Raw genomic sequence first — 21048 nt, forward strand, 5'->3', positions numbered from 1 at the left:
GAGGAAGACGGCATTGTGAGCCTGCGCGATGAACTCGCAGCGGTGAAGCTGGCGCACGAGTGCCTCGTTGACTTCGCTGCTGGTAAAGTCGAATCCGTTCAGGTCCCTGTAGGCTGGAAAGCGTGCCGCCTTGAGCTGATAGGCCACGGATCTGACCTCCCGCTCCGCCGTCTCGGCCTTGAGCAACTGGGACAGGATCGGGATGGCAGCCTCGAAGGCGGGAGAGCCCTGTTCGGTGAGGTCGCCGACGGCTTGGGCCATGCCGTGCATCTTGAGGCTCTTGAGCATGATGACGACGGCGGCGCTGGCTGGATCATGACGCATGGCGGGCCTCCTTCAGTTTGCGCAGGGCGTCATAGCGTTCGACGTTGGCCTTCGGTTCCTGGTTGAGAGACAGGGCCTGTGGCGCCCGAATGGCTGGAGGGGTCACCGGCTTTCCGTCCGTCAGCCGGTGCAGCAGGTTGAGGACATGCGTCTTTGTCGGAACGCCTGCCTCCAATGCCGTCTCGACTGCCGTCAGGACAGCCTGCTCGTCATGATGAAGCACGAGAGCGAGGATCTCGGCCATTTCCCTGTCCCCGCCAGGCTTCTTGAGCAGATGCCGTTGTAATGACGTGAAGGCTTCCGGCAGTTCGGCGAAGGGGGCACCATTACGAAGCGCACCTGGTTTGCGTTGGATGACGGCCAGATAACCCGCGCCGATGGCCTGAAGCTGGTCCCGGTCCCCGGTGAACAGAACTTTCGCACCGGCATTGTCAGCGGCTGTGAGTAGACCGTGCATTTCCCTTGAAGACAGAAGACCGGCCTCATCGACGATCAGGACTGTGCGATCATTGAGGAAGGGCCTGCCAAGTTCAGATCGGGCCAGCCAAGAAGTCGTCGCTCGTGCCTCGATACCGAGATCGTCTCTCAGTGCGTTCGCGACCCGCCAGGCTGTCGCGGCGCCGACAACACGATACCCTTCCGCCTTCCAGGCTTCGACCAAGGGCGAGAGCAAAGTCGTCTTGCCCGTTCCAGGGGCACCCTCGACCACGGCGATCCGCTGCGGACGAGCCGCATCCTGAACCGCGGTGGTCTGTTCCTCGCTGAGGCCCTTGCCTCGGCAATCGGCTTCAAGCTTCTCTCGCACAATTGCAAAACCGTCCGTCCCGGAGAGCTTCGACGCGATATCGACAATCTCGCGTTCGATGCGAACCATTTCCGGCGTCGAGTAGCCCGGGAAAGGGCGGCTTTTTTGTTGGGTAAACGATCCAGATTCGAACCTGAAACCCGCCCGCAAAAAAGCCAAAACCCCACACCGCCAGAAAAAAAATCCCACCGAGCCGTCGCCCAAATCCAAATCCCAAAACCAGCCAGCTATCTATACCCCGCTAAATAAAACCGGCGCTCTGGTCTGCGTTGGCCATCGAGCTTGTGCGGAAACTCCGCAATCCCATTGCCAAGGACCCATTGCCACAGCATCAGCGCGCAGACGCAGTAAAACTAGTACCGCCGGGCCCCGGACGCGGGAGACAATTTGCGGTCAGATCCATGTGAGGTCGCGGCTGCCGGGTCACCGGAGAACAAGGGGCTGAGTGAACCCGCGGGGCGAGGCGATTTGCATCCTATTGGGGATTGCCGGTGGATTAATCCTGTTGCCAGGTGGCCTCTCAGCGGGGATCCGATCAGCGGGCGCACGCTGTTTTGGATAAACCGCCCGCTGCAGGTGTTCCGGCCAGCAGACCAGCGGGCGTCTAACGGGAACCGAATACACGCCGCTGATCGCTGCTTGAGTGCCTATGCATCTTTGGGTGTTTCAATCAAAACGCCCGACGCTCTAACGCGGTTCGCTGGCCAGTCCCTTGAAAATGGCATAGCAGGCCAATAGCAAGACTATGGTGAAGGGAAGGCCGGTTGACACCGCCATTGCCTGCAAGGCGCCCAGGCCGCCGCCCAGCAGAAGGGCGATCGCGACAAGTCCCTCGAAGGTGCACCAGAAAACACGTTGGGCCACGGGTGCGTCGACCTTGCCTCCCGCCGTGATGGTGTCGATCACAAGAGATCCTGAGTCCGATGATGTCACGAAGAACACGATCACCAGCACAATCGCGATGAAGGAAGTGACGGCCGCGAACGGCAGATCGGCCAGCATGCCAAACAAGGACAGTTCGGGGCTGTAACTTATGATCACGTACTGATTCACTTGGCTGTTGACGTTTGTCAGAACCTGATCGATTGCGGTGCCTCCAAAGGCCGTCATCCAGACCACGGACACGAAGGTGGGGATGATCAACACACAGGTGATGAATTCGCGAACTGTCCGGCCGCGGCTCACGCGTGCGATGAACATTCCGACAAACGGCGACCAGGAAATCCACCAGGCCCAATAAAAAGACGTCCAGCCTTGGCGGAATCCGTCATCTTCCCGCCCGAATGGCATGGACAGAGGGACAACTTCCTTGAGGTACTCTACCGAATTGTTGAATATCCCGCTGAAGATCGAGAGCGTGGGGCCGGCTAAGATGACAAAGCCGAGCAAAAGCCCCGCGATGATCATGTTGATTTCCGACAGAACCTTCACGCCGCCATCAAGCCCCCGGATCACCGAGACAAGAGCCAACGCGGTGATGCCCAGGATGAGAACGACCTGCGCGGTATCGCTCACGGGAATTCCGAACACGAACTCAAGACCGGCATTGGCTTGCTGGGCCCCGAAACCGAGGGAGGTGGCAAGGCCGAACAGCGTCGCGAAAACGGCAAGGATATCGATGATATGGCCGGGCCAGCCCCAGATGCGCTCGCCGAAGATCGGATAGAACACGGAGCGCATGGTCAGCGGCAGCCCCTTGTTGTAGGCAAACAGGGCAAGCGACAATGCAACGACGGCATAGATGGCCCATGGATGAAGCCCCCAGTGGTAAATCGTGGCGGCCATCCCCATGGCTTTTGCGGCCGCGACATTCTCCTCAATGAGGTTTCCGTCGGCGTCGAAGGGGGATGGCACACCGATCGGCTCGGAAAAGGCCATGTGGTAAACGGGTTCAAGAACGCCGAAGAACATCAGGCCGATGCCCATCCCGGCGGCGAAGAGCATGGCAAACCAACCGAAATAGGAATAATCCGGCTCGGCCTCCTTGCCGCCAATGCGGACATTTCCCAGGGGGGTGATGATGAGCGCAAGACAGACCAGCACAAAAACGTTGCCGGACAGGATGAAAAACCAGTCGAGATTGGCGGTGAGCCAACCGCGCATCGCGTCGAAGAGCGGCGCTACGCTGGATTGGAAGGCAAGGGTAAGGAATGTAAAGGCGACAACGGTCAGTCCGGAGATTAAAAAAACGGGATTGTGGATGTCGAGGCCGAAGGGACCGACCCGGGTTTCAATGTTGTCCTGGCCGATTTCGTAGTCGGTCTCAATGAGATTCGCGGCGCCCTCGGGCTCCGGAATCCCGGTCGATATGTCTTCTGTCATGGGAGAGTTCCCTTTCTGTTTCCAATGGTGCGGCGATGTCTCCGTCCTGCCTAATTGTCGCGAATGACAAAAACTGAGGCTTTGCTGCGGCTGGCAATGGTGCCGCCATTCGATGGCCATAAACGGTCGGCGATATTGGGGATGTGGGATGCCATGATCACCACGTCCGCCCCGATATCGTCGACCGCTTTGAGCAGCGTATTGTCCAGATCGACGGTCGGATCGTGGCTGGTGAGGGCTTTGGTCTCCACCGTGATCCCGAAGCGTTCCGCCTCCGAAGAGCCGAAAGCTTCCACTTTTGCGGCAAATTCGCTGGGGTTGTGACCGAGCGCACCCGGGGTGGAGGGCGCGACTGCGACATAACAGATCGGAACCCCGTAATGTCTGGCCAAATCCGCACCGGCGGTCCGGGCCTTTTCCAATTTATCCGCATGCGCCAAATCGATTGGCATCATGATTTTTCGAAACATGTGTCTCCCCTTACTGGCAGTAGGTTTCAAAAGGCGGCAATGATCTCCTTCGTTGAGAACCGCACCATTGCGGGCGGCATTGGGTGATCGGTGAGGAAAGTCTTCCGCCGATCGGGCAACGAGGATGTCGCAGATACGCATTGGGAAAGTGGTATTGCGACAAATGGCGCGGGCATGCCGCGCTTGGTCACCCTAGCAGAGCCGATCTGAGGATGATACCGGTAGCTTGAACAAGTTTGATAAGATATTTATTTCCAAATTACGCGAAACGTGGAGGGGCTATGGATGAAGGATGTCATGTTGTTGGGAAGCTCCGGTTCCTTGCGCAAAGGATCGGTCAACACCTTGTTGGTGAAAGAAGCTGCCCGCCTTTTTGTTCCCGAGACATTCGTTCTCGCAGACATTCGCATGCCGCTTTATGACGGGGATCTCGAAGACTTGGAGGGCATACCGGAAGCTGCCCGGGTGCTCTATGATCAGATGCGGGAGGCCGACGCGATCGTGATCTCGACGCCCGAATACAACAAGGGCGTTCCCGGCGTTTTGAAGAACGCTCTGGACTGGGTCAGCCGCAAGCAACCCATGCCGCTTGCCGGCAAGCCTGTCGCTGTCTTATCCGCTGGCGGCTGGACCGGCGGGGCGCGGTCCCAATACATGCTTCGCCATTGCCTGACCCCATTCGATCCGCGCCTGCTCTCCGGCCCTGAGGTTCTGATTGCAAACGCTGGCACCGCGTTTTGCGAAGACGGACGCCTCAAAGACCCCGCCAGCGTTTCATTGCTGCAACAGCTCATGGACAAGCTGAAGACCTAAGCCGCTCTCCACCGGAATACCGATGGCTGAGGCCGGAGCGGTTCCGGCTCAGATCGTAGCCAGGTCTTTTTGACGGGAATAGATGACGCAGCGGTTCCGGCCTTCTTCCTTTGCCCGGTACAGCGCGTTGTCCGCACGCTGCAACAGAGCGGAGATATCGACGTCGCCGTCTTCGATGGTGGTCAATCCCATGCTGCAGGTCACGTCCCACTCGACCGGTGCTACGCTGCAACTGTTCGCGATTTTGGCCCTGATCCGGTCGGCAACCAACAGGCCGTCTTCGATGGTCGTGTTGTGCAGCAAAAGGCAGAATTCCTCTCCGCCGACCCGACCAAACACGTCTACCGCCCGCAAGGCGCCGTTGACCAGGGCCGCAAACTGTTTCAAGACTTCATCTCCGACCGCGTGACCATATGTGTCGTTGATCGTCTTGAAATGGTCCACATCCATCATGATGGTGGTGAAAGGGCGCCGGGTTCGCCGGAAACGGGCGACTTCGGTGCTTGCGCGTTCAAGGAAAGCCCGCCGGTTCATGATCCCGGTCAGGTCATCGATACTGGCGATGCGTTCCATGCGGATCTTGGCTTCCATCAACGCCTCATGATCGCGGTGACGGGCGATTTCATGGCCGACCCAATCCGCGAATTGGCGAATGATCTCGCAATCGGTCGGGCTGAACTCCCGGCGCCTTGGCTCTGGGCCGCTAAAATTGATCGTGCCGTAGACTTCACCGTCCACAAGCAGCGGCGCGCCGATATAGGCTTGCAGCGGAAATTTCCGGGCGCATGGATGGGAAGCCAGTTCGGACTCGGCCGTATGCGAGACCGCAAATGCACTGTCACTCTGGAGTGTCTTTGCGCAGAATGTTTCGCCCAAGTCGTATTGCTCGCCAACCTGTATTTCCCCGTTGGGACTTTCAGCTCGAACGACCGTGTAGCGATCCTCGATCACATGGCTGATGATCCCGAAAGGCAAGCCGAAATGCTCGCAGCCAAGGCGCACGATTAGATTGATCTTCTCATCCTGGCCGAGTTCCCGGGTTGACGTGATCGCGTAGAGCTCGGCCAGGGTCCGTTCAGTTGTCTTGCGTTCGGTGATATCGACCGCATAGGTGATGACGCCCTCGATTTCATTGAATTCGTTGTATTTCGGAATGTATTCCAGCAACACGTCCCGGGTCATGCCATCGGGAAACAGCATATTGATTTCCATGGTCGAGCTTTCGCCGCCAAGTGCTTTCTCAAACTGCGTAATGCTGGAGTCCAGGTACGCTTTTGGAAGCCTTTCACGTATCCGTGTGCCTTTGAGCTGCTCCGGGCTTGTCGCGAACCATTCCGCGGCAATTCGATTGACGAACTTACAGATCCCATCCCGGTCGGCTTCGACGATTGAGCAAGACAGACTGTTTGCGAGCGTCTCAAGGCTGGCATACGCCGCCCGTGTTGCCGCCTGTGCCTGCTTGAGGGCAGTGATGTCGGTCCGGATTCCGGCAATGCCTCCCGACCGGGTCCGGTGCTCGGAAATCTGCAACCAGCGGCCATCCGCTAGGTTTTGTTCGACCAACGCCCCATCGGCAGCCTGGTGACGTCTCACGCGCTCGGCAAGCCAGTCGCCTTGGCTCTTGTCGCCGGTGTTGTATTGGTTCTGGCTCAGCCCATACGCCACGATTTCCTCGAAGGTACGCCCCGGGATGAGAGCGTTCGCGGATTGCTCATAGATTTCGCGGTACTTCTCATTGAAGATAATGAGCCGATCATCCTTGTCGTAGAGAGCAAAGCCTTCAGAAATCGCTTCCATGGCGTCTTCAAGCGTCTGGGCTGCCTCGCGGGCAGCCATTTCAGCGCTGAGGCGGTCGGAAATATCGCGGGCGAGGATCAACGAGCCGAGGTTTGTGCCACCCGTATTGACCAGACTGGCATTGACGATCTCCGCGCTGAATGCCTCTCCGCTCTTGCGCTTCATGAGCACCTGCGTTCTGGGCGCAGTGCCGACAGAGCGCGAACCGGAGGGCATGTAAAACCGCTTGTGGTCGTCTGGATCGGCGAAAATATCTGCTGCGTCCAGCCCGTCCAGTTCAGACCGGCTATAGCCCAAGGCGGCCTCTGCTGAGCGATTGGCGTAGACAAGTTGGTTGTCTGGGTTGGTGATCAAAACGCAATCCGGTATTGCGCCGAAGGTCGCTTCCAGATCCAGTTCGACTGCGGTCACGTCATTCATGTGTGCTACGCCCGTACTTGCTTCTTTCATGACGAAGCGTGAAGTGAAAATTTTAATAATCTGATACGAGCAATATAAATTTCGACAGAATATTGCTTCTGAATTGTCAATATTGACAGTGTGTTTTAAGTTATCGGCTACGCTTGGCTTTTGGCCGGAAGGGCCACTGTCAAATTTCGCTAGTTGAATCCGCCTGTTTAGAATGGGCCGCACTGGAATCAGTCCGACGTTTTGGAGGTTGCCTTGGGTAAGCCCGTTATCTTGCTGCCGCGTCCCATGTTGCCGGTTGTCACAAGACAACTAACCGAGAGATTTGAGGTGATTTTGCCCTTCAATGACATCGATCCGGACGCGATCGTCCAGGCGGCGGCGCCCCGTGTTCAGGGTCTGGCCGTGATGGGCACCCCCATTGACGCGCGCTATATCGAACGCTTCCCCAAGCTTGAGATCGTCGCGAATTTCGGTGTCGGCTATGACAACGTCGCCGTCTACGATTGCAGCGCCCGCGATGTTGTTGTGACTCACACGCCGGATGTTTTGAGCGACGAAGTCGCGGATATCGCAATTGGGTTGCTGATCATGACGGTTCGCCAATTGGGCGCGGCGGAACGGTGGGTCAGGGACAGAAACTGGCTCCAGAAGGGAAGCTTTCCCTTGACCCCAGGGACGCTCCGGGGACGGACGCTCGGGATATTCGGTCTGGGGCGGATCGGCAAGGCGATCGCGCGGCGGGCGGAGGCTTTCGATTTGAAGATCCGCTACCATGGGCGAAGCCCACAAGCCGACGTTCCCTACCCCTATCACGCCGATCTGGAGGATCTGGCTGCCGCATGTGATACATTGATGATTGCAGCGCCTGGGACCGCCGAAACGCGGCACGCGGTGTCCGAAGGTGTCTTGCATGCCCTTGGCCCTCATGGCGTGGTCATCAATATCGGGCGCGGATCGGTGATCGACGAAGCCGCTTTGATCGATGCCCTTGAGACAGACAGGATCATGGGGGCCGGGCTCGATGTGTTCGCAGATGAGCCGTTCGTGCCGCGTCCCCTTTTGATCCGTGACAATGTCGTCACGCTGCCCCATGTCGGTTCGGCTTCGGTCCATACCCGCAATGCCATGGGGCAACTCGTTGTCGACAACCTTGTCAGCTGGTTTGAAAAGGGCGAGGCTGTCACTCCCGTCCCTGAGACCCCGATAACACGGCGGCCCTGATCCGCCGCTGCGTTAGCTGGGATCTTTCAAGAAGTCATTGATGCGGTCCAGCGCGCGGGAAATGTTTTCGCTGGAGTTTGCGTAGGACAGCCGGATGTAACCTTCGCCCATGATCCCGAAGTCGGGTCCGCCAATGGTGGCAACCCCGGCCTTTTCCAACAAGGCAGAGGCGAGTTCCTTTGCCTTGTATCCAGTGCTCGATATGTTCGGGAAGGCATAGAACGCGCCCTTGGGCGTGCGGCATGTCACATTCGGCAAGGTGTTCAGCCCGTCCACAACCAGCCGCCGGCGTTTGTCGAACTCGCTCATCATCTGTTGAACCGCGTCCTGCGGTCCGGTCAGCGCGGCCAGGCCGGCGTGTTGAGCAGGCGCGTTGACGCAGGACCAGGCGTTGACCGCCAGCTTGCGGGCCTTGTCCATCAGCCCATCGGGCCACAAGGCATACCCCATGCGCCAGCCGGTCATGGCATAGGTCTTCGACCAGCCATCAAGCAGGATCAGGCGGTCGGACAGCTCCTCGAAGCTGGCCAGCGACACGTGTTGCGCGCCGTCATATGTCATCTGACCATAGATTTCGTCCGACAGGACCGCAACGTCAGGGTGGTTGGCCAAACCCGAGACAAGCGTTTCGATTTCCGGGCGCGGCGTCACGCCTCCCGTCGGATTGGCAGGCGAATTGGCAATCAAGAGACGGGTCCGGTCCGTTATCAGGGAAAGGGTCTCTCTTGCGGAAAACGCGAAATCATTTTCCTCCCGGATGGGGACTGGCACTGGCGTCGCGCCGGTGAACTCAATCATGGATCGGTAGATCGGGAAACCGGGATCCGGATAGAGGATCTCCGCGCCAGGTTCGCCGAACATCAGTATGGCCATGAACATGGTCACTTTGCCGCCAGGCACGATCAAAATGTTGTCCGGGTTCGGGTTGATGCCGATGCGCCTGTTCAGGTCAGCGCAAACGGCCTCCCTCAAGGGCAGGATTCCCGTTGCCGGCGTGTAACCGTGGTGACCGTCTTTCAGGGCCTTTATCGCGGCCTCGACAATGTGCTCCGGTGTCTGGAAATCCGGCTGACCAATGCCCAGATTGATGATATCGCGACCTTGGGATGACAGTTGCGTTGCCCGTGCGAGAACGGCAAAGGCATTTTCCTCCCCGATCCTGTCAAATCCTGAAATGGTGTTCAGCATTATCGTCTTCCTCCCAAATGTGCTGGGAAGAGCGATAGCCGAGCTCGGGGGGCATGGAAAGGTCCGGGACGTGCGAAGGCGTTCCGGGGGTGTTCCAGCATCTCATCCGTTCGGGCAACAAACCGCATGAGCCCCTCCCGTTGGCCGGGTCCAGGGCTTATAGTCCCGCCGAGTCGCATGCCGGAGTGCCGGCCTTGCACAAGCATGAAAGGGAGTGGGCATGACCGCCACCGAAACAACAGACCGGGCGCAGATACCGGTCACCGTGCTGACGGGATATCTCGGCGCCGGGAAGACCACGCTGCTGAACCGGATCCTCACCGAGAATCATGGCCAGCGCTATGCGGTGATCGTCAATGAATTCGGCGAAGTCGGGATCGACAACGATCTGCTCGTCGAATCCGACGAAGAGATTTTTGAAATGAACAACGGGTGCATCTGTTGCACCGTCCGGGGCGACTTGATCAGAACAGTCCAGAACCTCATGAAGAGGCGCGGAGCCTTCGATGCTATTGTCGTTGAAACCACTGGTGTGGCCGATCCGGCACCTGTGGCACAGACCTTTTTCATGGATGATGATGTGCGCAAGGCGGCAAAGCTGGATGCGGTCGTCACCGTTGTCGATGCACGCCATGTGCTGCAGCGCTTGGAGGATACTGCCGAGGCAGAAGATCAGATCGCCTTTGCCGATGTGGTCCTGCTCAACAAAACCGACCTTGTGGGCGTGGAAGAACTGACGGCGGTCGAGGCCCGGATCAGATCCATCAATCCCTATGCCGTGCTGCACCGGACTGAAAGGTGCGCCATCGATCTGAAGGCGGTTCTTGATCGCGGTGCCTTTGATCTGGATCGCATATTGTCCCTCGATCCGCATTTTCTGGAGCATGGCCATCACGCCCACGAGTGCAGCCCGGATTGCGATCACGATCATCACGGCCATGGTCACCATCATTCCCATGACGGCCATGCGCATGACGCTCCGCATTCGGTCAAGAGCATTTCCCTGACCGCGGGCGAACTCGACCCGCAGATGTTCTTTCCCTGGATCAATCAGGTAACCCAAGTCCAAGGTCCCAATATCTTGCGGCTCAAGGGAATTCTGGCGTTCAAGGACGATCCTCAACGCTACGTGATTCAAGGTGTTCACATGATCGTTGAAGGGGATCATCAGCGCGACTGGAAGACGGGTGAGGAGCGGGTCAGCCGCCTGGTGTTCATCGGCCGGGACCTCAACTGGGATGTCCTGAAGCAGAGTTTTGCGGCCTGTGCGGCCGGGTAACGAAAGAAAGTAATGTCGTGGCGACACTTGCTCCTGTGGACATGGATGGGTTCATTGTTCGTGCCGGCTTTTTGAAAGGCGTTCCTTTTTTTGTTTCGGGGTCCGGACCGGTTCGGTTTATCGGCGCAGAGCCGAAGGTCCTTACACCCCATGATGGCGGTGTTCTGGCCGCCGAAATCACCAAGGATGGCAACAGCCTGATCACGTCGGGCGACGATGGTAAGATCATGCAGAGCGATCTGGATGGAAACATGGTCCGATTGGCTGAACGTCCCCGGAAGTGGATCGATGTTCTGGCCTGCGGTCCGTCGGGGGCGGTTGCCTTTGCCTCGGGCCGCGCGGCCTGGGTTCGGTTGGCCGACGGCACCGAGAAGGAATTCCAGCATGAGCGGGCGGTAGGAGGCCTTGCCTTCGCCCCGAAAGGTCTCCGGTTGGCCGTCGCGCGCTATGACGGGGCAACGCTCTGGTGGGTGAACACCAGCGGCAAGCCGGTGGAGCTTGGCTGGAAAGGCGCACATCTCGATATTGCTTTTTCTCCAGAGGGCAAATATCTGGTCACGACCATGCAGGAAAACGCGCTCCATGGCTGGCGTTTGGCGGACAGCCAGGACATGCGCATGACCGGCTATCCGGCCAAGGTGAAATCCTGGAGCTGGTCAGTTAAAGGCCGGCATTTGGCGACCGCGGGAGCGTCTGCCGCCATTGTGTGGCCATTCACGGGCAAGACCGGTCCGATGGGTCAAACACCACTTCAGCTCGGTGTTCGGGGCGATTCACTGGTCACTTGCGTCGCCTGTCATCCGAAGGAAGAGGTTGTTGCGATCGGTTACGCCGACGGCATGATCATGATGGTCCGGTTTCAGGACAATGCCGAAGTCCTGCTTAAGCGCCCTGGCGCGGGGCCGATTTCCACACTTGCCTGGGACACGGCTGGAATGCGGATCGCGTTCGGCAGCGAAGAGGCCGAGGCGGGCGTCATCGATCTGCAAGGATGATTGAATTTCCGGAGGCGTGATGGGTCGCATCTTTGTTCTGATTGTGATGCTGCTGGCCGGCGGTGCAACCTCGCAACTTCCAGAATTCAGCCAGCAATACCGCCAGCGGCTCGGCGGGGCGATTGATGCATTGTCCCAGGTTGTTGCAGAGTTTGAACGCGATGCATCGTCGTTCGGGCTCACCACCAGCGAAGCCATAGACAGGCTCGGTACACTGCCGGATGCGTTTGCCCGCCAGAGAGCGCAGACCATTTCCTCCACACTGGTCCGCCTGGATCGGCTCAAAGCGCAGCAAATCGCTTTGACATCGGCAGCGCCCTTTGAGCGCATAGGTGTTTTTCTTGCCGGTATGGATCCGGAACTTGCCCGGGCGACCGCTGGAGACTACGAACCTGCGGTGCCGATCACAGCTGAAGGATTTCTCAGCGCCGGGCTCGGCGGTCTTGCCGGACTGCTCCTTGGCCGAGGCTGCCTCTTCCTGGGCCGGCTGCGGATACGCCGGCGGACGGCGCCGTGATACAGCGAGATAAACATGGATACGATCACTTCTTCAGGTGGGATGGTTGTTGCCCCCCACAAAGCGGCCGCAGAGGCCGGTGCGGATATTTTGCGCGACGGCGGGTCCGCGGTGGAAGCCATGGTCGCGGCCGCGGCGACGATCGCCGTTGTCTATCCCCACATGAACGCTATCGGCGGCGACGGCTTCTGGTTGATCGCCGAACCCGGGAAAGATCCCAAGGCTCTGATGGCCTGTGGCCGGGCCGGTTCGAACGCGACCATCGAACACTATAATGCCAGGGGATATGGCGAGATCCCGGCGCGGGGGCCGCTCGCGGCTGTGACGGTTGCCGGCACGGTTGGCGGGTGGGATGCCGCTTTGAAGGCGGCCAGCACGGTCGGTGCGGCGCGCATGTCCCGAAAGGATCTGCTCTGCTCCGCAATCGGATACGCCAAGGCGGGTATGGCTGTGAGCCGCAGCCAGGCCGCCCTCACGGCCGCCAAACTCGTGGAATTGAAAGACCAGCCGGGCTTTGCGGATGTCTTTCTCGTTGATGGGGAGGCGCCTCCGGAGGGGTATCTGCTGAAACAGCCGCGGCTTGCCGATACACTCGACCATCTGGCGTATGAAGGCTTCGATGAATTCTATCGCGGCGATGTTGGTGCCGCTATTGCCGAAGATCTTGAACGCATCGGCACGCCAATCACGAAAAAGGATCTTGAACGGTTTGAAGCCCGGTTCCGTACCCCGCTGAAAGTGACCCTCAAATGCGGCGACGTGTTCAACGCACCGCCGCCAACACAGGGACTGGCGTCCTTGATTTTGCTTGGGCTCTTCGACCGTCTCGATGTCCCGCACGACCAAGGCTTCGACTATGTCCACGGGCTGGTCGAGGCTACCAAGCGGGCTTTCCTGGTTCGGGACCGCGTCGTCACGGATCCGGACCGGTTGCCTGAACCGGTCTCGGGCTTTCTTGATGCGGAGTGGCTCGACCGGGAAGCAATGAAGATCTCAAGGACACGGGCTCTTCGCTGGCCCACAGACCCGTCGGCCGGGGATACCATCTGGATGGGAGCCATCGACAAGACCGGATTGGCCGTTTCATTCATCCAATCCATTTACTGGGAGTTCGGGTCCGGCTGCGTGCTGCCGAAAACCGGAGTGACCTGGCAGAACCGGGGCGCGAGCTTTTCCCTGCGGCCGGATGCCCTGAACAGGTTGGAGCCGGGCCGCCAGCCATTCCACACGCTTAACCCCGCCATGGCCCGTCTTCGCGACGGACGGACACTGACATACGGGACCATGGGCGGCGAAGGCCAGCCACAGACACAGGCGATGATTTTCACCCGCCATGTCTTGCACAGCATGCCCGTTGGAGAAGCGATCGACAGGCCGCGTTGGCTTTTGGGCCGGACCTGGGGCGATGAGACCACGTCCTTAAGGCTTGAGAGCCGGTTTGACCCGGACATTGCCCGCGACTTGATGCGGGCCGGGCATGAGGTCGTTGTTATCGATGAGGCCTATTCGGATACTATGGGGCATGCGGGCATGATTGCACGCAACTCCGCAGGCGGTCTGGAAGGCGCGCATGACCCCAGGGCAGATGGTGGAGCCGCCATCGCCTAATTCCAGGCGGTTCTTGTCAAATCCGTTGAATTGGGGCTGATTATTTGACCCGGTTTGACTTTGTGCTCAAGTCTCGAGGTTTGTTCATGGACCAACTCACGCGGATGCGCTGCTTCATCCAAGTCGTCGACAACAAAGGGTTCTCGTCGGCGGCACGGGAAATGGGCCGGTCGAAGGCTTTGGTGTCCAAATACATCGGTGAGCTTGAAGACGATCTCGGCGTGCGGCTCCTCAACCGGACAACACGGCAGGTATCCCTAACGGAGGTTGGCGAGGCTTACTACAAGGAGGCGGCCGAGATCCTCCAGCGGATCGACGATCTTCAGGCATCGGTTCAGTCATCTCATCAGGCCGTTCGCGGTCGGCTCCGCATTGCGGCGCCCCGGTCCATGGGAGACGGGCTGATCAACCAGGCGGTGATGCAGTTCCTGGTCGATAACCCTGATGTGACCGTCGATCTCCGCCTCGAAGATCGATTTGTCGATCTGGTCGAGGAAGGTTTCGACCTCGCGATCAGGGTGACGGACCTGGAAGATTCCAGTCTGATCGCCCGCCGGATCGCGCCGTTCCGAACTGTCGTGGTTGCTTCGGCGCAAGTGATCGAAACACACGGGCTGCCCCAGGTGCCACAGGACCTGGCGTCCCGGCCTTGCATCATCGACACCAACTATCGGTTCAAACAGAACTGGGGTTTTGAGCAGAACGGCCAACGCTTGACCGTCAGCGTTCGCGGCCCCGTGGAAGTCAACAGCGCATCCGCCGCCTGCGAGGCAGCGGTCAATCATCTCGGTTTTTTGAGAACGCCGTTGATTTTCGTCAGCCGCGAAGTGCGCAATGGCAGGCTGCAAATCATTCTTGAGCCGTTCGAGCCGCCCCTGCGCGGGATTTACGCGGTTTATCCGCATCGCCGTCATCTGACCGGCAAGGTCCGCGCGTTCGTGGACTTCATGGTCGCCTGGTTTGCGGAGCGCAAAAAGACCAATGACCATTGCCCGTATGAACTACTCCATGTGGACTGATGCGCTGTCGGACCGGTCGCCTCACCCGGCCCGGCTGGGTGTGCTGACCGTTAGACGTGCTGAGTCAACCGCTCCTGCGCCATCTCGTCGGCAATTTGCTCGGGACGCCGCCCTTCTGTTCCGGATCTGCTGAAGATTTCGGTGAGGGTATCACCAATCGCCAGCGTCTTCTCGCGCACCAGCCCGTCGTCCATTCCCGGTTTTGCCAATGCGATGGAAATGACGCCTCCCGCATTGATGACATAGTCCGGAGCATAGAGAATCTGGCGGGCAGCCAACTCAGCACCGTCTTGGGGGGAATGAAGCTGATTGTTGGCAGCCCCGGCGACGATCCGGGCCTTCAATTCGGGTATTGTTTTCGAGTTGAGACCGGCGCCAAGGGCACAAGGTGCAAATATATCAGCCGTCACCGCATGCGCCTCACCCGGAGAAACCGCCGTCGCTCCGTACGCCGCCACTGCCCGCTCGACCGCCGGCGCATGAATGTCTGATACGATCAACCGGGCACCTGCCTCATGCAGATGGCGCGCAAGGGCTCGCCCGACATTTCCCAATCCTTGAAGAGAGACAGATCGGCCGCGCAAGTCATCCGAACCGAAGACGTGCCGCGCTGCCGCCTTGATCCCGGCAAACACGCCAAGTGCCGTATAGGGAGACGGGTCGCCGAGCCCGGTCGCATGTGTTCCGCGCACGTGCTCTGTCTGCCGGGCAACGGCTTCCATATCGGCCGGTGAGACACCGACATCCTCTGCCGTGATATAGGTGCCGGACAGGCGGGCCACATGGCGTCCGAAAGCCTCCATCAGCGCCGGCGTCTTGGCCGTCTTCGGGTCAGCCAGGATGACGGCTTTGCCGCCGCCCAAAGGCAATCCGGCCACGGCATTCTTGTAGGTCATGCCGCGCGACAGGCGCAGCGCGTCCGTGAGGGCTTCCCCGGGATGGGCGTAAGTCCACATGCGGCACCCGCCCAAGGCCGGGCCAAGCGCGGTGTCATGTACGGCGATGATGGCCGAAAGACCGGTTTCAGCGTCCCGCGCGAAGACCACATTTTCGTGGTCGTGAAACTCCGGGTGATCAAAAACGGCGCCGGAAGAGACTGTCTTGAGAATGGCGTTCATTGCATTGGCTCTGGAAGTGATTGTTTGTGGTGCTAATTTGCCGCAACTGAACGGAAAAAGGCCGTTTTTCATCTGCTTTAATGAACGTTTTTGAGAAAAATAACCCGTACGTTGGCCCTACTTCGGGAAATTCTGGTTTCGTTTTTTGAAGCGGTGCGAAACGGAATGGCCTTGATCCTGCCGCCTTCCCTTGTCACATGATGTAATTGAGTAACGCACAATCGCGACGGGGTCTGATGACCAGCTTCCTCCATCTGCTGCCCGCTTTCCGGCATTCTTGGCTGATTGCCGCTTCCCTCTGTTTATTCCTGTCCCAGGCCCTCGCGCACCCGCACGTGTTCGTCGAAGCCAGGTCGGCGCTGGTTTTTGATGACACGGGCAAGGCGACGGCCGTACAACACACATTCCGGTTCGATGACGCGTTTACCGCGTTTGCGATCCAGGGTTTCGACGCCAATGGGGACGGGATCTATTCCCGCGACGAACTCGGCGAACTCGCCCAGGTCAATGTCGAAAGCATGGCGGATTTCGGTTATTTCACCTTCGGAGATGACACACGGATCGAGCTCGATTTCCATCAACCGGAGGAATACTTCCTCGAGTTGGTGACTGTTCCCCTTGAAGATTATTGGGTCATGAAGCCCGAAGATTTCGCGGCCATGCGGGAGGATATTGCTCTCAATGGCGGGTCGATGCCGGCGGATGTCCGGCTTCTTGAACTCACCTTCACCCTGCCCTTCCAGATACCGGTTCCCGCGGACCGTGAGATCACGCTCGATGTCTATGACCCAACCTACTATGTTGACTTCCGGTTTTCCCGGGCCGATGGCGCGCTCGGCGTTATAAACCCGCCAGGGACATGCAACGTCGTCCGGAAGGAACCGCCGCCTCTGGATGCGGCTGCCGCCTATGCGCTGGCCCAAATCGGTCCTGATCAACGCGAGCTCCCACCGGAACTCCAAGCCTATGCCTCCACGCAAATCAATCAGATGATTGTGACATGTGCCGGTGGTGCAGCTGCGGACGAAACCCTTGCAAGCGGTGAGTTGCCCGACGGATCCCGAACGGCGGTCGCCAGCGATCCCTTCGCTGCCGTTCTCAATGAACAGCCGAACGAGTCGGCCCAGCCAATGTCCAGAACAACACCCGGTATGGGCACGGCCGCCTCGGAGGACACCACCGGGCCGGGTGTCCTGGATCGGTGGTTTGGAACAATCGCGGCGTTGCAGAGCGAGTTCTATCAGAAGCTCGTCGGCGAGTTGCGCGCTTTTAACGCGAACCCCAATGCGGCTTGGATCCTGATGGGGTTGTCTTTTGCCTACGGCGTGTTTCATGCCGCGGGCCCAGGTCATGGCAAGGCTATCATTTCGTCCTATGTCCTTGCAAATAATGAGACCTTGAGACGGGGAATTGTGCTGTCTTTCGTCTCTGCACTTGCCCAGGCGGTGACCGCAATCCTTCTGGTCGGCGGGGCGGCGGTCCTGTTCAAGCTGACATCGATCGCGATACAGGACACGGCCCGGTGGCTGGAAATCGGATCCTATCTCCTTGTCACGTTACTCGGTGGCTGGTTGCTCTGGCAAAGGGCATTGCACCCACTGGCTCTTCGGCTGGCAAAACTGGTTCCAGTCCCCGGATCGGAAAAGCTCGCCTTGGCCGGGGGGGCATCTGACCTTGGCGAAACAGCGTCCCATCGGACAAGCGTTCACCACGGCCACACCCATCATCACAAGCACGACCACTCACCGGGTCCCGATGGGGTATGCTCCTCTTGCGGCCATGCGCATGCACCGACGCCAGACATGTTGACGGGCCGACTCTCGCTGTCGCGTGCCGGCTCAATCGTGCTGGCGGTCGGTCTTCGTCCCTGTACCGGGGCGCTGGTCGTTCTGGTCTTCGCGTTGTCACAGGGCATGATCCTGGCCGGTATCGGATCGACCCTGGCGATGGCGGTTGGAACCGGCATCACGGTATCGGTCCTGGCGGCCATGGCCGTTGGGGCAAAGGGGGTAGCCTTGCGCCTGTTCGGTCACGGCAGCCCGGTGGCTGGGCGGGTATCTAAAGGCATCGAGATTGTCGCCGCCCTTTTTGTCTTTCTGCTTGGTTTTACACTCCTGACCGCTGCCATTGGATGGGGTTAGAGCATGGGAGGCCGGATGAACACCGGCCAGTTGCTGTTTTTCATCTAAGGGAGGTTGCAGGTCTCGGACGCAAGGCGGTCCCGGCAGATCATCCGGGAAGCTAGGCCGGCAGGAGTGTTGCCAGCCGCTGCTTGCGGTAGGCGCTTGCGGCATCGCCGAAAGCCTCAAACAGCCGACGGGACGGGCTATCGGTTTCGGCCCAGTATTCGGGATGCCACTGGGTGGCCACAAGGTAGCCCGGAGCGTCCGGAACCGAGACGGCCTCTATGGTGCCGTCTTCGGCACGCGCCTCCACCTGCAAACGGTCTCCCAGCGTGCCGAGCGCTTGACGATGCAAGGAATTCACCCGGACCGGATCCGTGCCGATCACCCGGCCGATCCGGCTGCCGGCCTCGATCACAACCGGATGAGCGATCTTGAACCGTTCATCCTGACTGTCTGAGGCTGGCGCCCTGTGATCGGAGCGGCCGTCGAGGTTCTGGATTTCCGCCAGAAGGGTGCCGCCAAGCGCCACATTCAATTCTTGCATGCCTCTACAGATGGCAAATACCGGAATGCCGCGTTCGACCGCCCGTTTCAGAAGCGGTAGGGTTGTGCTGTCGCGCGCCGGATCGTAAGGGCCATTTGCTTCAGTTGCCTCGCCGCCATACAGATCCGGATGGACATTCGACCGGGATCCGGTTGCAAGAACGCCATCCACGTCGCCAAGGATCGCGTCAATCTCGATCTCGCTACCGAGTGAGGGAAGAATGACGGGCGTTGCCCCGGCACACCGTGTCAAGGCGGTCAGGTAGGTCGAAGGCGCAGCATGCCAAACGTAATTGTCCATGTGCTTGACATCGGCAGTCACCAAAACGAGCGGGCGTGTCATTGTGCGGGGTCCTTCCTATCAGGTGCAGTCGTTATTCCAGAAGCCCAAGCTCTTGCGCAACCTTGTAAAGCTGTGCGGCATTCTTGCTGCCCACTTTTTCCCGCAGGTTCAGCCTGTGGGCTTCAACGGTCCGAACACTGATACCGAGCGTCTTGGCCACTTCCTTGTTCGGCAAGCCCTGCGCGATCGCGCGCAAGACCTCGCGTTCCCGCTCGGTGAGGCCGTAAGGATCGTTTACAGGCGTCCCGGGTCGCGCGCCCACCAGCGTTGGCCCGATCGCCGCGGAAAAATAGTAGCCACCTTTCGCCACGCTCGTGATCGCCGTGATCATCTCGCTCGCCGAGATGTCCTTGAGGATGTAGCCTTTTGCGCCACAGCGCACGACACCGCGCACATATTCGGGATTGTCATAAATCGAGAGAATCAGAACAGCGATCTTCGGATAACGATCCCGGATCGCTTCTGCGGCTTCAAGCCCGTTGAGCAGGGGCATGGACACATCCATCAGCACCACATCCGGCAACAATGCACCGGCCAGTTCCACAGCTTCCCGGCCGTTGGTCGCCTCGCCCACGACTTGCAACAGGTCGACCTTGGACAAGCGCGCCCGGATTCCATCGCGCACCAGTTCATGATCATCCGCCAAAAGGACCGTCACCGGTTTTTCGGATTGTGAGGCTCCGTTGGACATGGTTCGAGGATCCAGTTTCAGGCCGCCCGGCCGGGGTAGGTGGTCTTCTCCAAAGGCAGTTGAACCATGATCAAGGCACCGCCTTTCAGCGAGTTTGAAAAAGACAGTCTGCCCCGATGGGTTTCGATCCGTTCCCGCATGTTCCGAAAGCCAAGACCGCTACCGATCAGGTTCGAACTTGGAAGTCCGGAGCCGTTGTCCTGGACAGTGAGTGTCACCTGCTGATCGTCCAGAGACAGATCGACGTCAACTTCGGTTGCGCCGGAATGACGGGCCACATTCGTCAAACACTCCTGAACAATCCGGTAAAGTGCCGTTTTCGCGGAATCCGACAGGCGATCATAGGCCCGATCCGCCGAGACACAGACCCGGATGCCCGATTGAGATTCGAACTCCTGCCCCAAACTCGTCAGCGCCGAGGCAAGCCCCATGTCGTCCAGGACGCTGGGCCGCAGATCGCGCGAAATGCGCCGGACTTCGGCAATGGCATCATCAAGTGCCTTGAGGCATTTGGTTGCCTGGACCTGCAAGCCCGAAACGGGCCCGGCTTCGCTGTGAATGAGTTCGACACCGTAACGCACCGAGACAAGAAGCTGCGATATGCTGTCATGCAACTCCGAAGAAACGCGTTTTCTTTCCTGTTCCTGGACTTCCATGATCCGGTTGGTCAGTTCTTTAAGACGGGCATCGGCGAACCGCTGTTCTGAAAACCGAACGCTTGCGATTACCGCGCCAACGATCACGATGGCAGCGAGCGCAATGGCGAAGATCACGAGCAGGGTCTGCCGGATGTTGTGGGCGAACCCGGCCTGAATGGTCGCGATTTCCTTCGCGATATCGTCAATGTAGAGACCGGTGCCGAGCATCCATCCCCATCTCTCCAGGAGAATCGCATAGCCGAGTTTTTCTTCGACATATCCCACAGAGGGCTTGTGCCAGACATATTGGTGGAACCCGCCACCAGCCTTTGCGGCGGCAATGAGGTTCTGAATCACGAAGTCGCCGTTCTCATCCTGAAGATCCCACCAGTTGCCCCCTATCAGGTGCGGAAGTTTCGGATGAACCAGATTTGTTCCGTCCAATGCGTAGACGAAGAAATAGCCGTCGTAGTCAAACGTCATGTTCGTCAATATCTGTTTCACTTCCGCCTGGGCGGCCTCGCGTCCCCCTGGTTCGTCGGCATAAATCTGCGAAATCGATGTCAGTGCGAGAGAGATGTAATTGAGAATCTCTTGTTTCTTGGCCGACAGAACCCTTTGTTCGACCGCTTGTGTTTCCGCCTCGATCAGGGCACGGGCCTGAAAGTAGGTGGCTGTGCCGATGAGAAAGGCGACTGCAACCAGGGGGAGCAGGGTGATCAGGAGCAATTTGGTCTTAAATGACACCGCTTTAATCCGCATGTTGCGTCTAAGATCCCGGTTGCGACCCGTTCTTGCCTTCGATTTGGTAGTACTACTT

General features: G+C 58.9%; 17 protein-coding genes and 2 pseudogenes. 8 read left to right on the top strand and 11 right to left on the bottom strand.

Features of this window, described 5'->3' with window-relative positions:
• From F0184_RS00005 to F0184_RS00020, 5 genes and pseudogenes are all read right to left on the bottom strand, one after another.
• The coding region (locus F0184_RS00005; protein WP_244298942.1) for an ATP-binding protein at positions 1-324 on the bottom strand (324 nt) is incomplete at its 3' end.
• Positions 314-691 (bottom strand): annotated as a pseudogene (locus F0184_RS20840) (IS21 family transposase); the annotation flags it as partial. The gene F0184_RS00005 and the pseudogene F0184_RS20840, both read right to left, overlap by 11 nt.
• A gap of 9 nt (positions 692-700) precedes the next feature.
• A pseudogene (locus tag F0184_RS20845) lies at positions 701-1198 on the bottom strand (AAA family ATPase); the annotation flags it as partial.
• Positions 1199-1816: 618 nt separating this feature from the next.
• Complete coding sequence (locus tag F0184_RS00015) at positions 1817-3451, bottom strand: BCCT family transporter (protein WP_150493190.1); 1635 nt, start codon at positions 3449-3451, stop codon at positions 1817-1819.
• Positions 3452-3501: 50 nt separating this feature from the next.
• On the bottom strand, positions 3502-3921 hold the full coding sequence (locus F0184_RS00020) for a universal stress protein (protein WP_150494540.1): 420 nt from the start codon (positions 3919-3921) through the stop codon (positions 3502-3504).
• A 285-nt stretch (positions 3922-4206) separates the two neighbouring features.
• On the opposite strand from F0184_RS00020, the gene F0184_RS00025 reads away from it, so the two are divergent.
• Entirely contained in the window at positions 4207-4734 is a 528-nt protein-coding gene (locus tag F0184_RS00025) for an NADPH-dependent FMN reductase (RefSeq protein ID WP_150493192.1), read from the top strand.
• A gap of 48 nt (positions 4735-4782) precedes the next feature.
• Here F0184_RS00025 and F0184_RS00030 read toward each other — a convergent pair whose 3' ends face one another.
• A complete protein-coding gene (locus F0184_RS00030; RefSeq protein ID WP_150493194.1) occupies positions 4783-6951 on the bottom strand; it encodes a diguanylate cyclase in 2169 nt (722 codons plus the stop codon).
• A gap of 276 nt (positions 6952-7227) precedes the next feature.
• On the opposite strand from F0184_RS00030, the gene F0184_RS00035 reads away from it, so the two are divergent.
• Entirely contained in the window at positions 7228-8163 is a 936-nt protein-coding gene (locus F0184_RS00035) for a 2-hydroxyacid dehydrogenase (protein WP_150494542.1), read from the top strand.
• Between the two features lie 12 nt (positions 8164-8175).
• Here F0184_RS00035 and F0184_RS00040 read toward each other — a convergent pair whose 3' ends face one another.
• The gene (locus F0184_RS00040) at positions 8176-9351 is read right to left on the bottom strand and encodes a pyridoxal phosphate-dependent aminotransferase (RefSeq protein WP_150493196.1); all 1176 of its coding nucleotides are present in this window, start codon (positions 9349-9351) and stop codon (positions 8176-8178) included.
• A gap of 220 nt (positions 9352-9571) precedes the next feature.
• Here F0184_RS00040 and F0184_RS00045 point away from each other — a divergent pair, with 220 nt between their 5' ends.
• The 5 genes from F0184_RS00045 to F0184_RS00065 all read left to right on the top strand — a co-directional run bounded on the left by F0184_RS00045 (position 9572) and on the right by F0184_RS00065 (position 14769).
• Entirely contained in the window at positions 9572-10630 is a 1059-nt protein-coding gene (locus F0184_RS00045; protein WP_150493198.1) for a CobW family GTP-binding protein, read from the top strand.
• A gap of 41 nt (positions 10631-10671) precedes the next feature.
• Complete coding sequence (locus F0184_RS00050) at positions 10672-11625, top strand: WD40 repeat domain-containing protein (RefSeq protein ID WP_443096440.1); 954 nt, start codon at positions 10672-10674, stop codon at positions 11623-11625.
• Positions 11626-11644: 19 nt separating this feature from the next.
• Positions 11645-12142 carry a DUF2937 family protein gene (locus tag F0184_RS00055; RefSeq protein WP_150493202.1) on the top strand — a complete coding sequence of 166 codons (498 nt, stop codon included), beginning with the start codon at positions 11645-11647 and terminating at the stop codon, positions 12140-12142.
• 15 nt (positions 12143-12157) lie between these two features.
• A complete protein-coding gene (locus F0184_RS00060; protein WP_150493204.1) occupies positions 12158-13750 on the top strand; it encodes a gamma-glutamyltransferase family protein in 1593 nt (530 codons plus the stop codon).
• Positions 13751-13836: 86 nt separating this feature from the next.
• Complete coding sequence (locus tag F0184_RS00065; protein ID WP_150493206.1) at positions 13837-14769, top strand: LysR family transcriptional regulator; 933 nt, start codon at positions 13837-13839, stop codon at positions 14767-14769.
• A gap of 50 nt (positions 14770-14819) precedes the next feature.
• On the opposite strand, the gene F0184_RS00070 is transcribed toward F0184_RS00065, so the two are convergent.
• Positions 14820-15887: a Glu/Leu/Phe/Val family dehydrogenase gene (locus F0184_RS00070; protein ID WP_150493208.1), complete on the bottom strand. Its 1068-nt coding sequence runs from the start codon at positions 15885-15887 to the stop codon at positions 14820-14822.
• Between the two features lie 236 nt (positions 15888-16123).
• On the opposite strand from F0184_RS00070, the gene F0184_RS00075 reads away from it, so the two are divergent.
• Positions 16124-18028 (top strand): HoxN/HupN/NixA family nickel/cobalt transporter, encoded by a 1905-nt coding sequence (locus tag F0184_RS00075; protein WP_150493210.1) that lies wholly within the window; start codon positions 16124-16126, stop codon positions 18026-18028.
• A gap of 100 nt (positions 18029-18128) precedes the next feature.
• Here F0184_RS00075 and F0184_RS00080 read toward each other — a convergent pair whose 3' ends face one another.
• Genes F0184_RS00080 through F0184_RS00090 form a run of 3 tightly spaced genes read right to left on the bottom strand, consistent with a single transcriptional unit; the run spans position 18129 to position 20975 of the window.
• A complete protein-coding gene (locus tag F0184_RS00080; RefSeq protein WP_150493212.1) occupies positions 18129-18899 on the bottom strand; it encodes a gamma-glutamyl-gamma-aminobutyrate hydrolase family protein in 771 nt (256 codons plus the stop codon).
• A 31-nt stretch (positions 18900-18930) separates the two neighbouring features.
• On the bottom strand, positions 18931-19590 hold the full coding sequence (locus tag F0184_RS00085; RefSeq protein ID WP_150493214.1) for a response regulator: 660 nt from the start codon (positions 19588-19590) through the stop codon (positions 18931-18933).
• Between the two features lie 17 nt (positions 19591-19607).
• Entirely contained in the window at positions 19608-20975 is a 1368-nt protein-coding gene (locus F0184_RS00090) for a cache domain-containing protein (RefSeq protein ID WP_150493216.1), read from the bottom strand.
• Positions 20976-21048 lie beyond the last annotated feature (73 nt).

Origin of the sequence: Roseibium aquae, from assembly GCF_008711285.1 — a bacterium.
GTDB lineage: Bacteria > Pseudomonadota > Alphaproteobacteria > Rhizobiales > Stappiaceae > Roseibium > Roseibium aquae.

What these genes read in the sequence shown, in the direction of transcription:
- F0184_RS00015 (WP_150493190.1), bottom strand. Translation starts at nt 3,451, where the DNA reads ATGACAGAAGACATATCGACCGGGATTCCGGAGCCCGAGGGCGCCGCG.
- F0184_RS00020 (WP_150494540.1), bottom strand. Translation starts at nt 3,921, where the DNA reads ATGTTTCGAAAAATCATGATGCCAATCGATTTGGCGCATGCGGATAAA.
- F0184_RS00025 (WP_150493192.1), top strand. Translation starts at nt 4,207, where the DNA reads ATGAAGGATGTCATGTTGTTGGGAAGCTCCGGTTCCTTGCGCAAAGGA.
- F0184_RS00030 (WP_150493194.1), bottom strand. Translation starts at nt 6,951, where the DNA reads ATGAATGACGTGACCGCAGTCGAACTGGATCTGGAAGCGACCTTCGGC.
- F0184_RS00035 (WP_150494542.1), top strand. Translation starts at nt 7,228, where the DNA reads ATGTTGCCGGTTGTCACAAGACAACTAACCGAGAGATTTGAGGTGATT.
- F0184_RS00040 (WP_150493196.1), bottom strand. Translation starts at nt 9,351, where the DNA reads ATGCTGAACACCATTTCAGGATTTGACAGGATCGGGGAGGAAAATGCC.
- F0184_RS00045 (WP_150493198.1), top strand. Translation starts at nt 9,572, where the DNA reads ATGACCGCCACCGAAACAACAGACCGGGCGCAGATACCGGTCACCGTG.
- F0184_RS00050 (WP_443096440.1), top strand. Translation starts at nt 10,672, where the DNA reads ATGGATGGGTTCATTGTTCGTGCCGGCTTTTTGAAAGGCGTTCCTTTT.
- F0184_RS00055 (WP_150493202.1), top strand. Translation starts at nt 11,645, where the DNA reads ATGGGTCGCATCTTTGTTCTGATTGTGATGCTGCTGGCCGGCGGTGCA.
- F0184_RS00060 (WP_150493204.1), top strand. Translation starts at nt 12,158, where the DNA reads ATGGATACGATCACTTCTTCAGGTGGGATGGTTGTTGCCCCCCACAAA.
- F0184_RS00065 (WP_150493206.1), top strand. Translation starts at nt 13,837, where the DNA reads ATGGACCAACTCACGCGGATGCGCTGCTTCATCCAAGTCGTCGACAAC.
- F0184_RS00070 (WP_150493208.1), bottom strand. Translation starts at nt 15,887, where the DNA reads ATGAACGCCATTCTCAAGACAGTCTCTTCCGGCGCCGTTTTTGATCAC.
- F0184_RS00075 (WP_150493210.1), top strand. Translation starts at nt 16,124, where the DNA reads ATGACCAGCTTCCTCCATCTGCTGCCCGCTTTCCGGCATTCTTGGCTG.
- F0184_RS00080 (WP_150493212.1), bottom strand. Translation starts at nt 18,899, where the DNA reads ATGACACGCCCGCTCGTTTTGGTGACTGCCGATGTCAAGCACATGGAC.
- F0184_RS00085 (WP_150493214.1), bottom strand. Translation starts at nt 19,590, where the DNA reads ATGTCCAACGGAGCCTCACAATCCGAAAAACCGGTGACGGTCCTTTTG.